The 13,019-nt window shown below is 66.1% G+C and carries 10 protein-coding genes; 9 read left to right on the top strand and 1 reads right to left on the bottom strand.

What is annotated here, in order from left to right; all coding sequences use genetic code 11:
* Window positions 1-203: 203 nt before the first annotated feature.
* The 7 genes from dapB (at window position 204) to recJ (ending at window position 9,125) form a co-directional block, all read left to right on the top strand.
* Window positions 204-920 (top strand): 4-hydroxy-tetrahydrodipicolinate reductase, encoded by a 717-nt coding sequence (gene dapB / locus ACCQ16_RS09480; protein ID WP_014090062.1) that lies wholly within the window; start codon window positions 204-206, stop codon window positions 918-920.
* A gap of 240 nt (window positions 921-1,160) precedes the next feature.
* Window positions 1,161-2,285 carry a glutamine-hydrolyzing carbamoyl-phosphate synthase small subunit gene (gene carA / locus ACCQ16_RS09485; RefSeq protein WP_014090063.1) on the top strand — a complete coding sequence of 375 codons (1,125 nt, stop codon included), beginning with the start codon at window positions 1,161-1,163 and terminating at the stop codon, window positions 2,283-2,285.
* Window positions 2,285-2,728, top strand: coding sequence for a hypothetical protein (locus ACCQ16_RS09490; protein ID WP_008571477.1), 444 nt, complete (start codon window positions 2,285-2,287; stop codon window positions 2,726-2,728). The genes carA and ACCQ16_RS09490 overlap by 1 nt, the downstream gene beginning before the upstream one ends.
* 8 nt (window positions 2,729-2,736) lie before the next feature.
* Entirely contained in the window at window positions 2,737-5,979 is a 3,243-nt protein-coding gene (gene carB / locus ACCQ16_RS09495; RefSeq protein WP_029819293.1) for a carbamoyl-phosphate synthase large subunit, read from the top strand.
* Between the two features lie 8 nt (window positions 5,980-5,987).
* Window positions 5,988-6,452 (top strand): transcription elongation factor GreA, encoded by a 465-nt coding sequence (greA, locus tag ACCQ16_RS09500; RefSeq protein WP_003486289.1) that lies wholly within the window; start codon window positions 5,988-5,990, stop codon window positions 6,450-6,452.
* A gap of 16 nt (window positions 6,453-6,468) precedes the next feature.
* Window positions 6,469-7,389: a hypothetical protein gene (locus ACCQ16_RS09505; RefSeq protein WP_008571480.1), complete on the top strand. Its 921-nt coding sequence runs from the start codon at window positions 6,469-6,471 to the stop codon at window positions 7,387-7,389.
* Window positions 7,386-9,125: a single-stranded-DNA-specific exonuclease RecJ gene (gene recJ, locus ACCQ16_RS09510; RefSeq protein ID WP_277573135.1), complete on the top strand. Its 1,740-nt coding sequence runs from the start codon at window positions 7,386-7,388 to the stop codon at window positions 9,123-9,125. The genes ACCQ16_RS09505 and recJ overlap by 4 nt, the downstream gene beginning before the upstream one ends.
* A 73-nt stretch (window positions 9,126-9,198) precedes the next feature.
* On the opposite strand, the gene ACCQ16_RS09515 is transcribed toward recJ, so the two are convergent.
* Window positions 9,199-10,413, bottom strand: coding sequence for an acyltransferase family protein (locus ACCQ16_RS09515; protein WP_277569785.1), 1,215 nt, complete (start codon window positions 10,411-10,413; stop codon window positions 9,199-9,201).
* Window positions 10,414-10,572: 159 nt separating this feature from the next.
* Between ACCQ16_RS09515 and ACCQ16_RS09520 the strand changes: the two genes are divergently transcribed.
* Window positions 10,573-11,520 (top strand): LytTR family DNA-binding domain-containing protein, encoded by a 948-nt coding sequence (locus tag ACCQ16_RS09520; protein ID WP_033478479.1) that lies wholly within the window; start codon window positions 10,573-10,575, stop codon window positions 11,518-11,520.
* A gap of 246 nt (window positions 11,521-11,766) precedes the next feature.
* Window positions 11,767-12,892, top strand: a protein-coding gene (gene prfB / locus ACCQ16_RS09525; RefSeq protein ID WP_104613799.1) for a peptide chain release factor 2 whose coding sequence is annotated in 2 segments (ribosomal slippage) — window positions 11,767-11,841 and window positions 11,843-12,892 — 1,125 coding nt in all. Because the reading frame shifts where the segments join, the coding sequence is not laid out codon by codon here.
* Window positions 12,893-13,019: the final 127 nt, after the last annotated feature.

A 13,019-nucleotide genomic window follows, 5' to 3' on the forward strand; every position in this document is an offset into this window, starting at 1 on the left:
GTTGCATTCCCGCGGTTCTCTACTTCTCAGCACCCATCCAGGAGCCGTTCGCCAGGCCTCGTCGCCCACCCCGAAGGCGACCGGTCGCCTCACCACGCAATGCCGCATCGTGCGCAATGCGGCGCCGCGGTGACGACTCGCTAATCGCAAATCCCCAATCCCGGCTATCGTGTACCACCCACATCGCCAAGCCAGCCGCCGCCATGACAACCTCTGCTGTGAAAGTTCTGATCCACGGGGCCTCCGGGCGGATGGGCAAGGCGTTGCTGCGATTGGCTGCCGAAGACCAGAGCTTGCAGGTGGTTGGCGCCGTGGTGGGCCGCTCGCCCTCCCAGCGCGTGGTCGATGGGGTGCCGTTCTTCGCTGCCAGCGAACTCGGCGGCGCGCCTGCGTTCGATGTGGCCATCGATTTCAGTCTGCCGCAGGGCTTCGCACCGATCCTGGCGTTGTGCGCACAGCGCGGCAAGCCGTTAGTGTCCGGTACTACCGGGCTCGACGAGGCGCAGCGTGCGGCCTTGCGCGATGCCGCCCAGCAGATCGCGCTGGTGTGGGCGTCTAACTTCAGTCTCGGCGTTGCGGTGCTGACAGAGCTGGTGGAGCGCGCGGCCGGCACCTTGCCGGGTTGGGACTGCGACATCCTCGAAGCGCATCACGTGCACAAGCAGGACGCGCCCTCCGGCACCGCGTTGACGCTGGGCGAAGCGGCGACCGGCAGCGGCGCCCAGCCGCGCTATGTCAGCTTGCGTGCCGGCGACATCGTCGGCGAACACACCGTGCAGTTCACCGGGCTGGGCGAGCGGGTCGAGCTGGTACATCGCGCAACCAACCGCGACATCTTCGCGCGCGGTGCCTTGCATGCGGCCAAGCGGCTGATCGGCAAGCCGGCAGGCAGCTACCGCGTGCGCGATCTGGTGCTGTAAGCACGCCTGCAGCCATGCATGAACGGTAGCCGCACGCCGCGGCCTATTCATGCCTCGGCATTGCTGCCGCGACTGCATCCGGTGCTCTTCAGACTGGCATGGCGGGGCAGTTGCCTTTACAATTCTCGCTTGCCCGAACCAGCGTCGGACCGGTCCCCAGCACCGCGTCCGCGCTTTGCTGCAACCGGAATTTGGCCGGGAGCGCATCGGAGTCCCAGGCAGCCAGAGCGAGACCCCCACGTGACCCAACCCGCAATCCTTGTCCTCGAAGACGGCACCGTGTTCGAGGGCGAATCCGTAGGCGCCAACGGGCTTTCCGTCGGTGAAGTGGTGTTCAACACCGCCATGACCGGCTACCAGGAAGTCCTGACCGATCCCTCCTACGCCCGCCAGATGGTCACGCTGACCTATCCGCATATCGGCAACACGGGCTTCACCGATCAGGACGACGAAGCCCGCAAGATCTGGGCGGCCGGCCTGATCGTGCGCGATGTGCCGCGCCGCCCCAGCAACTGGCGCAGCCAGGTGGCCTTGCCGGAATGGCTGCAGGCCCGCGGTGTAGTCGCCATCTCCGGCATCGACACCCGCAAGCTCACCCGCCTGCTGCGGCAGAAGGGCGCCCAGAACGGTGCGCTGATGGCCGGCGAGATCGACGTCGAAAAAGCACTGGAAGCCGCGCGCAAATTCCCCGGCCTGAAAGGCATGGATCTGGCCAAGGTGGTCTCGACCGAGAAGACCTACCTGTGGACCGAGGGCCAGCTGGATCTGGATGCCAACGCCTTCGTCAGCGTGCCGGCCAAATACGAGGTCGTGGCCTACGACTACGGCGTGAAGCTCAACATCCTGCGCATGCTGGCCGAACGCGGCTGCGACGTCACGGTGGTGCCGGCGCGCACGCCGGTGGCTGAGGTACTGGCGCTGCAACCCGATGGCGTGTTCCTGTCCAATGGCCCGGGCGACCCGGAGCCGTGCGACTACGCGATCGATGCGATCAAGGAATTGATCGCGCAGAAGGTGCCGACCTTCGGCATCTGCCTGGGCCATCAGTTGCTGGCGCTGGCCGCCGGCGCCAAGACGCTGAAGATGAGCACCGGCCATCACGGCGCCAACCACCCGGTGCAGGATCTGGACGGCGGCCGGGTGATGATCACCTCGCAGAACCACGGTTTTGCAGTGGATGAAAGCACCTTGCCGGCCAATGTGCGGGTGACCCATCGGTCGTTGTTCGACGGCACCAACCAGGGCATCGCGCTCACCGACGCACCGGCGTTCTCGTTCCAGGGCCACCCGGAAGCCTCGCCGGGACCGCGCGATGTGGGGCCGTTGTTCGATCGGTTCGTGGATCTGATGGCGGCACGCGCCTGATGAAAACGGGGCTGGCCTCGCTGCCGCGCACACGCCATTGGCGGGTGTTTGCGTTGGCGATGCTGGCGCTGTCCGCGTATCCGGCCTTCGTGTTGATTGCGGTGTATTCGCAGTGGCTGGGTTCGGGCCTCCCCGGCGGGCGCAACGGCCCGGCCGATGCCTACCGACACAGCCTTGCGAGCGCCATCGTCGCCTACAGCTTGTCCCCGCGTTGCGTGGATTGGGTGACTGCCGTGATGGAACGCGGTGGCGTTGGCACGCCGAGCCGCGCGATGGATGCGCATAACAACGGGATTGGCGCGCGCATCGGCGCCGCCGCTCCCAGCTGGGCCGCGATGCAGCGAGAGGTTCGCGCCGCGGTCGACCATGGCGCGATCGATGCCCGATCGCCCGACCAAATTACCTGGCTCGCCGCTACGGCGTGGCAGGACCGACTTTACTGAGGACCCCCATGCCAAAGCGCACCGACCTTAAAACCATCCTCATCATCGGCGCCGGCCCGATCGTCATCGGCCAGGCCTGCGAGTTCGACTACTCCGGCGCGCAGGCGTGCAAGGCGCTGCGCGACGAGGGTTACCGCGTGGTGCTGGTCAACAGCAATCCGGCCACCATCATGACCGACCCGAACATGGCAGACGCCGTGTATATCGAGCCGATCAACTGGCAGACGGTCGAAAAGATCATCGCCAAGGAAAAGCCCGATGCCCTGCTGCCGACCATGGGCGGGCAGACCGCGCTGAACTGCGCGCTGGACCTGGCCGACCACGGTGTGCTGGAGAAGTACAACGTCGAGCTGATCGGTGCCAAGCGCGAAGCGATCCGCATGGCCGAAGACCGCGAGCTGTTCCGCGTGGCGATGGGCGAGATCGGGCTGGATTGCCCGACGGCGGCGGTTGCCCACACGCTGGAAGAAGCGCTGGAGATCCAGACCCGCGTCGGTTACCCGACCATCATCCGCCCCAGCTTCACCCTGGGCGGTAGCGGTGGCGGCATCGCCTACAACCGCGAAGAGCTGATCGAGATCGTTGGCCGCGGCCTGGAACTGTCGCCGACCACCGAAGTGCTGGTGGAAGAATCGGTGCTGGGTTGGAAAGAATTCGAGATGGAAGTGGTGCGCGACACCGCCGACAACTGCATCATCGTGTGCGCCATCGAAAACCTGGACCCGATGGGCGTGCACACCGGCGACTCGATCACCGTGGCGCCGGCGCAGACGCTCACCGACAAGGAATACCAGCGCCTGCGCGATGCCTCGATCGCGGTGCTGCGCAAGATCGGCGTGGATACCGGCGGCTCGAACGTGCAGTTCGGCATCAGCCCGACCACCGGCCGCGTGGTCGTCATCGAAATGAACCCGCGCGTATCGCGTTCCTCGGCGCTGGCCTCCAAGGCCACTGGCTTCCCGATCGCCAAGGTCGCCGCCAAGCTGGCCGTGGGCTACACGCTGGACGAATTGAAGAACGAGATCACCGGCGGTCTGACCCCGGCCTCGTTCGAGCCGTCGATCGACTACGTGGTCACCAAGATTCCGCGCTTTGCGTTCGAAAAATTCCCGCAGGCCGATGCGCGCCTGACCACGCAGATGAAGTCGGTGGGCGAGGTGATGGCGATGGGCCGCACCTTCCAGGAATCGCTGCAGAAAGCGCTGCGTGGCCTGGAAACCGGCAAGATCGGCCTGGATCCGACCGGCCTGGACCTGAGCAGCGAAGACGACATCGCCACGCTCAAGCGCGAGCTCAAGGCACCGGGCCCGGAGCGTTTGTTCTACGTGGCCGATGCCTTCCGTGCCGGCATGACGGTGGCCGATGTGTATGCGCTGTCGTTCATCGACCCCTGGTTCCTGGACCAGATCGAAGAAATCATCAGCCACGAACAGCAGCTGGCCGACGACGGCATGGCGGCGCTGGATGCACCGCGCCTGCGCATGCTCAAGCGTGCCGGGTTCTCCGATGCGCGCATGGCGCAGCTGATCGGCAGCAACGAAGAATCGGTGCGCACGTTGCGCCGCGCGCTGAAGGTGCGCCCGGTCTACAAGCGCGTGGATTCGTGCGCCGCCGAATTCGGCACCAGCACAGCCTATCTGTACTCGACCTACGAGGACGAATGCGAGGCGCTGCCGACCGATCGCGACAAGATCATGATCCTGGGCGGTGGCCCCAACCGCATCGGCCAGGGCATCGAGTTCGATTACTGCTGCGTGCACGCGGCACTGGCGCTGCGCGATGATGGTTTCGAAACCATCATGGTCAACTGCAATCCGGAAACCGTCTCCACCGATTACGACACCTCCGACCGCCTGTACTTCGAGCCGCTGACGCTGGAAGACGTGCTGGAAATCGTCGAGCTGGAAAAACCCAAGGGCGTGATCGTGCAGTACGGCGGCCAGACTCCGCTGAAGCTGGCGCGTGCGCTGGAAGCCAACGGCGTGCCGGTGATCGGCACCTCGCCGGACTCGATCGACCTGGCCGAAGACCGCGAGCGTTTCCAGCAGTTGGTCGACAAGCTCGGCCTGAAGCAGCCGCCGAACCGCATCGCCCGCAATGCCGAAGAAGCCTTGGTGCTGGCACGCGAAATCGGCTACCCGCTGGTGGTGCGCCCGAGCTACGTGCTGGGCGGCCGTGCGATGGAAATCGTCTACGGCGAGTCCGACCTGGCGCGCTACGTGCGCGATGCGGTCAAGGTCTCCAACGATTCACCGGTGCTGCTGGACCGTTTCCTCGATAACGCGGTGGAAGTGGACGTGGACATTATTGCCGACAAGGACGGTAACGTACTGATCGGCGGGGTGATGGAACACATCGAAGAAGCCGGCGTGCATTCGGGCGATTCGTCGTGCTCGCTGCCGCCGTATTCGCTCTCGCCCCAGACCCAGGCCGAGCTGCGTCGCCAGGTGGTCATGTTGGCCGAAGGTTTGAACGTGGTCGGCCTGATGAACACCCAGTTCGCGGTGCAGGTCAACGAAGCGGGCGACGACATCGTGTACCTGCTGGAAGTGAACCCGCGTGCCTCGCGCACGGTGCCGTTCGTGTCCAAGGCGATCGGCATGCCGCTGGCCAAGATCGCTGCACGTTGCATGGCCGGCAAGACGCTGGCCGAGCAGGGCGCCACCAAGGAAATCGTGCCGGACTATTACTCGGTGAAGGAAGCGATCTTCCCGTTCGCCAAGTTCCAGGGTGTGGACCCGATCCTCGGGCCGGAGATGCGCTCCACCGGCGAGGTGATGGGCGTGGGCCGCAGCTTCAGCGCCGCGTTCGCACGCGCGCAGGAAGCCGGTGGCATCAAGGCGCCGCCGGTCGGCAAGGCCTTCGTCTCGGTGCGCGACCCGGACAAGCAGCGCGTGCTGCCGGTGGCGCAGGCGCTGGTGGAGCGTGGCTTCACGCTGGTGGCCACGCGCGGTACCGGTGCGTGGCTGCAGCAGAACGGGCTGAGCTGCGAAATCGTCAACAAGGTGGCCGAAGGCCGCCCGCACATCGTCGATTCGATCAAGAACGGCGAGATCGTCTACATCGTCAACACCACCGAAGGTCGCGCCGCCATTTCGGATTCGTTCTCGATCCGCCGCGAAGCGCTGCAGCATCGCGTGACCTATTCGACCACTGTCGCCGGCGCCAAGGCGCTGGTGCAATCGCTGGAATTCCGCGGCACCGGCCCTGTGTGGTCGCTGCAGGAACTGCACAAGGAGCTGGAAGCATGAGAGCACCCATGACATCGAAGGGCGCGCAGCGCCTGCGCGAAGAGCTGGAGCATTTGAAGTCGGTCAAGCGCCCCGAGGTGATCAATGCGATCGCCGAAGCGCGTGCGCACGGCGACCTGAAGGAAAATGCCGAATACCACGCCGCGCGCGAGCAGCAGAGCTTCATCGAAGGCCGCATCAAGCAGCTAGAAAGCGAGCTTTCGCATGCCGAAATCATCGATATCACCAAGTTGTCGGCCGGCACCAAAATCGTGTTTGGCGCCACGGTGACGCTGGCCGATACCGAAACCGACGAAGAGAAGCGCTACCAGATCGTTGGTGATCTGGAGGCGGACATCAAGATGGGCCTGATCGCGATCTCCTCGCCGCTGGCGCGCGCGCTGATCGGCAAGCTGGAAGGCGATTCGGTGACCATCGATGCGCCGGCCGGCCAGCGCGAGTACGAAGTCGTCAGCGTCGCCTACCTGGACTGACCGGCATCACTGCGCGATGACCACCGCCACGCTGCTGCTGCCGGAAAAACGCCGTCTGCCCGGAACCCTGGGCGACACGGCAGTGGCGCGTGCGCTTGCGCGCGCCGACGGACACAGCGCCGATGCCGGCGAAGTGGCGCAATTGCAGCGCCATTTCAGCCTGACCCCGGCGCACTGGCCAGTGGCGGCGTTGACGCGCCAGCTGGATGCCGGCGATGCCGCCGGCGCCACCTGGGTGCGCGCGGATCCGGCCTATGTGGTGCCGGACATGCAGGGTGCGCGGCTGATGGGCTACGGCGAGGCGCTCGGCCCCACCGCCGACGATCTGGCGGTGCTCTTGCCCATCCTCAAGCCGATGTTCGGCGATGCTGGCTTTCTGCTGGATGCGCCCACGCCCTCGCGTTGGTATCTGCGCCTGTCGCCGGATGCGAAGTTGCCGGACTTCGCACCGCCCGATGTCGCCATTGGCGACGACTTGTTCGAGCACCTGCCGGCCGGCGACAGCGGGCGCCGCTGGCGGGCCTTGCTGACCGAAGCGCAGGTGCTGCTGCATCAACATCCCTGGAATGAAGGTCGCGTCGCCAGCGGCAAGCCGGCCATCAATTCGCTGTGGTTCTGGGGTGGCGGCGTCCTGCCGCACGCGGTGAGTTCGCCGCATCGCCAGGTGCGCAGTCGCGAATCGCTGCTGCGCGCGCTGGCGCTGGCGGCAGGTGCCGATGCGCAGGGCGAACAACGCGTCGATGCGCTGGTGGATCTGCGTCATCTGCGTTCGCTGCAGCAGTTCAGCGACGATGCGGTGGCGCCGCTGCTGGCGGCGATGGCGCGCGGCGAACTGGATCGGCTGGTGCTGGACTTCCAGGACGGCGAAAGCGTAGCGCTCACGCATGCGCAGCGCTGGCGTTTCTGGCGCAAGCCGCGGGTGCAGCTGGCGCAATGACGTCGCCTCCGCGGATCGTCCGGCGCCCCTCCGGGCAGGCCGGCAGCTGGCCCGATACCATGTTGCCGCTGCTGCGTCGCATCTATGCAGCGCGTGGCGTCACCGATGCGCAAGGCGCGCAGCCGCGACTGGGCCAGTTGTTGTCGCCGGAATTGCTGCACAACAGCGGCGTGGCCGCCGAGCTACTGGCCGATGCGATCGCGCAGCAACGGCGCATTCTGGTGGTGGGCGATTTCGACTGCGATGGCGCCACCGCCTGCGCCGTCGGTGTGCGCGGCCTGCGCATGCTCGGTGCGCTGGATGTGCACCACGCCGTGCCCAATCGCATGGTGCACGGCTATGGCCTGTCGCCTGCGTTGGTCGACGAACTGGCGGCGTTGCAGCCGGATGTGCTGGTCACCGTCGATCACGGCATCGCCTGTCACGCCGGCGTGGCCGCAGCCAAGGCGCGCGGCTGGACGGTGCTGGTCACCGACCACCACCTGCCGGGCGAGATGCTGCCGCCGGCCGATGCGATCGTCGACCCGAACCTGGCCGAAGACACCTTCCCCAGCAAGACCCTGGCCGGGGTCGGGGTGATCTTCTATGTGTTGCTCGCATTGCGCAGCGTGTTGCGCAAACGCGGCGCCTTCGCCGGGCGCCCCGAGCCGGATTTGTCGGTGCTGCTGGATCTGGTCGCAGTCGGTACCGTTGCCGATCTGGTACCGCTGGACACCAATAACCGTGCGCTGGTGTCGGCCGGATTGCGTCGCCTGCGTGAGGGCAAGGGCTGCATCGGGTTGCGGGCCTTGATCGATGCCAGCGGCCGCGATGTGGCGCGGCTGAGCGCCAGCGATATCGGGTTTGCGCTCGGGCCGCGCCTCAATGCCGCCGGTCGGCTCGAGGACATGGCGCTGGGCATCGAACTGTTGCTCAGTGAAGACTGGAGCCAGGCCCGCGAGATCGCCGGCACGCTGGAAGAGATCAACGCCGAGCGCCGCGCGGTGCAGCAGTTGATGACCGACGATGCCGAGCACGCCGTCACCAAGGTGGTGCTGGATGGCGATGGTGCATTGCCGATCGCTGCGTGCCTGTTCGATGCCGACTGGCACCCGGGCGTGATCGGTCTGGTGGCCTCCAAACTCAAGGACCGCCTGCACCGCCCGGTGATCGCCCTGGCACCGGCCGAGCCGGGCAGCAGCCAGTTGCGTGGCTCGGCGCGTTCGATTCCCGGCCTGCATATCCGCGATGTGCTGGCGGCGGTGGACGCGCGGCATCCCGGGCTGATCCAGAAGTTCGGTGGCCATGCGATGGCGGCCGGGTTGAGTATCGACCATGCGGTATTGGCCACGTTCGAGCAGGCCTTCCTGGCGCAGGTGACGGCGATGGTGGATGCCTCGCTGCTGCATGCCCAATTGCACAGCGACGGCGAACTGGCCGCGCACGAACTCGATCACCTGCATGCCGAAGCGCTGCGCGTGGCCGGTCCGTGGGGGCAGGGCTTTCCAGAACCGCTGTTCGATGGTCAGTTCGAGGTGCTGCAGCACCGCGTACTCAAGGACCGCCACCTCAAGTTGACCCTGCGGTGCCCCGGGCGCGCCGAGCCGCTCAATGCCATCCACTTCAACGGCTGGCGCGGCAGCGACCCAGCGCGCTTGGTGCGGCTGGCGTATCGGTTGGTCGCCGACGACTACCGCGGCGGCACGGCGGTGCAGTTGATCGTGGAGCATTGCGAGCCGGTGACCGTCACTGGCTGATCTGCGATCTGATCGCCGCCCAGGTTTGTGACAGTCGCTTGGCGTCGTCTCGAACGTGCGATTGGCGAGAGTGTTACGACGCGACTGCCGTAACACCGAGCTGGCGCGGCGCAGCCTGCGTGCGCCCACGCAAGCCGAACAACGGCCGCAACCAACGCACCCGCCGGATCACGTACTCATGCAGCGCCAGACAGCCGATCACCGTGGCGGCGATCACCAGCGCCGGTTCCAGCCAGGCGTTCAACTGCAACGGCATCAACCAGTACAGCGTCACGATGATCAGGCTCTGATGCAGGATGTACCAGGGAAACACCGCTTCGGCGCAATAAGGCAGCCAGCGGAACGGCCGGTTCAAACGCTGCCTGGCCCAGCCCAGCAGGGTCAGCAGCGCCAGCCAGGTATAGGCCGCGCGTGCGGCGTGTTCCAGGCCTTCCCATGGCAGCGCGGCCAATGCCGGCGGCAGCTGCGCGGGCTGCACGTGCATGCCCAGATAACGAATGCCCAACTCGGTGGTGATGGCCAGCACCGCAGTGACCAGGGTGAGCCAGCGCAGTTGCACGGCCAGCTGCCAGAAGCGTTCGCTGCGTGCCAACAGATAGCCCAAGAGGAACAGCGGGAACGATTCGGCATGCACGAACCAGTCGCCCACCAACGCATGGGTCGGCGGATGGCGCGGCATCACCCACATCACGCAGAACGCTTCCCACAGGATCGGCAACACCAGCAGGGCGGGCACCACCACTGCGGCGGGAAGCGGCGGTAAGGCCGGCAGCCGCACCAGCCTGGCCAGCGACACCAGCGCCATCAGGGCCACCGTGTAGGGCAGCAGGTAGGCCAGGTACCACAAGTGATTCCAGGTAATGCCGTGTTCCCAGCCATCGAAACTGCCGGCCGGCCATGGGCGCACCTGCCAGTAGCGCAGCAGGAAGCTGCCGAAGCCGGTGGCGACCTTGCCGTTGCTCACGCCCTGGCAGTAGGCCTGCACCGCCACCACCACGAACATGCCGAACAGCAAGGGCGGCAGCAACCGCCCGCAACGACGCAACGCGAAGCGCCACGGCGCGGCTTGCGGCTGCGACAACCCGATCGCAATGCCGGAGATCATGAACAACAACGGCATGCGCCACCGGTTGAGCACGATCATCGGCCACTGCAGCCACTCAGCCGTGTGCACGCTCTTGAGGTGGAACCCCCAGTCGGACACATAGGCCATGCCCACGTGGTAGAGGATCAGCAGGGCGAAGGCGAAAACGCGCAAGGCGTCGATATCGTGGCGGCGCTCGGTCATGGTCGGTAGCTGGTGAAGAAGTGGATGCATCCTGCCCGCGGCCCCGCTCCAGCAGTGGTGTCAGGGGTGGAAAGCCGGGCCCACAGTGACCAGTCGTGCCCACCCGGGGACGAATCGGGATGGCAGGGATGGCGGTTTCGCCTTGCCGCGCAGGCCTCTATGATCGGCAGCTGCCAACAGCGGACGTGTGCAATGCAATCGACCGGGACGCGCCCGCCAATCCTCCACGACAGCGCCAGCCGCGCTGCCACACGCTGGGCGGTGGTGATCTGGTCGCTGGTGTTCTATCTGAGCGCGCTGGGCAACGTCTGGACCGCCTGGCTTGCCGCGCGCCGCGATGGCCAGCCCATCGTGGTGTGGCAGGTGCTGAGCTGGGAGCTGAGCAGCGCCACCGCAGCGCTGCTGCTGTTGCCGGCGGTGGTGTGGCTGTGCGCACGCTGGCCGTTGCATGCCGATGTCTGGGTGCGACGCCTGCCGGCGTATGTGATGGCTGCATTGGGCTGGTGGCTGCTGCATGTCGCCGGCATGGTGGTGCTGCGCATGCTGGTCTATGCCCTGGCCGGCGCACACTACGATTTCGGCGGCTGGCTGCAGTGGGTCTACGAGCTGTCCAAGGACCTGCGCACCTTTGCGCTGCTGGTGGCGGTGCAGCACACACTGGCCTGGTACGCACGGCGCCGTCAGGGCGAGGCGCACCTGCTCGCCGCACCTGACGAAGGCCCACCAGTGGAGCCGCTGGATCGCCCGGAGCGTTTTCTGGTGCGCAAGCTGGGACGCGATTTCCTGGTCGCGACTGCCGATATCGAGTGGATCCAGGCCTCGGGCAACTACGTCAACCTGCATGTGCGCGGTCACGATTACCCGTTGCGCAGCACCATGGCGGCAATCGAGGCAAAGCTGGACCCGGCCGTGTTCGTGCGCATCCACCGCAGCTATCTGGTCAATCTGGGGCAGGTGCAGGCGATCGAGCCGTCCGATTCCGGCGACGCGCGCGTCCATCTGCGCGATGCCAGCGTGCTGCCGTGCAGTCGCAGCCACCTGGCAGGTCTGCGGACCCATGCCGGGCAGGGCGCTGCTGCTCCGAGACCTGACGCACTGGTGGTCTAACCCCTGCTGCGCGCCCGGGGTGACCAGCGTCTGGTCCCAACTTCGTCCCTGGCCCAGGCGCCGCCAGGTCGCAGTTGCTGCGACACCGACGCGCGACGGTGGCCATCGGCGGAACCTGCGGTCGCGCGTGGCAGCCAGGCGCCTGGGGTGTGGCGGGTGTTGCAGCGCGCGCGGCCACGGTTCCACCGCGTTCCGCCGCCGCCGCCCGCTTGCTAAACTATCCCGCTTGTTTGCCGGAAGTCCGTCATGATCGAAACCAATCCGATCCGCCAGCGCATCACCGATCTCAACGATCGCGTGCTCTCGCTCAGGGGGTATCTTTGACTACGACGCCAAGAAAGAGCGTCTAGAGGAAGTCAGCCGGGAGCTCGAAAGCCCGGATGTGTGGAACGACGCCGAACGTGCGCAGGCCCTGGGCCGCGAGCGGTCGATGCTGGAAAAGACCGTGATCGGCATTGCCGATGTGCTGTCGGGCCTGGCCGATGCGGGCGACCTGCTGGAGCTGGCCGAGAGCGAACAGGACGAAGACACTGCGTTGGCGGTGATCGCCGATCTGGACAACTACCAGGCGCATGTCGAAAAGCTGGAATTCCAGCGCATGTTCTCCGGCCAGATGGACAGCGCCAACGCGTTCGTCGACATCCAGGCTGGCGCCGGCGGCACCGAGGCGCAGGACTGGGCCGAAATCCTGCTGCGCATGTATCTGCGCTGGGCCGAATCGCGCGGCTGGAAAACCGAGCTGATGGAAGTCTCCGGTGGCGAAGTGGCGGGCATCAAGTCGGCCACCGTGCGCATCGAGGGCGAATACGCCTACGGCTGGTTGAAGACCGAGATCGGCGTGCATCGGCTGGTGCGCAAATCGCCGTTCGACTCGGACAACCGCCGGCACACCAGCTTCACCTCGGTGTTCGTGTCGCCGGAAGTGGACGACAACATCGAGATCGACATCAACCCGGCCGACCTGCGTACCGACGTGTATCGCTCCTCCGGTGCCGGTGGTCAGCACGTCAACAAGACCGAATCGGCGGTGCGTATCACCCACATCCCGACCAATACCGTGGTCGCTTGCCAGACCGGTCGCAGCCAGCACCAGAACCGCGACAACGCGATGAAGATGCTGGCCGCCAAGTTGTACGAACTGGAAGTGCAGAAGCGCAACGCCGAGAAGGACGCCTTGGAAGCGACCAAGTCCGACATCGGCTGGGGCAGCCAGATCCGCAATTACGTGCTCGACCAGAGCCGCATCAAGGACCTGCGCACCGGCATCGAACGCAGCGATACGCAGAAGGTGCTCGACGGTGACCTGGACGAATTCGTCGAGGCCAGCCTGAAGGCCGGTCTGGCAGCAGGGTCCAAACGCCTGGACGCCTGACCGCCGCGCCAGGTCGCCGTTGCGACGGCATCCTGGCGCATCGCTGCAGTGCCTGTGACGCAGCGTTGCCAATGCGATGCGGCTTTCGGGTAACCCGGTGACCGCGTGCCTTCGTCACGTCATCGTT

The sequence above is a fragment of the Xanthomonas sp. NCPPB 1062 genome (assembly GCF_041481705.2).
GTDB classification, from domain to species: Bacteria; Pseudomonadota; Gammaproteobacteria; order Xanthomonadales; family Xanthomonadaceae; genus Xanthomonas; species Xanthomonas euvesicatoria.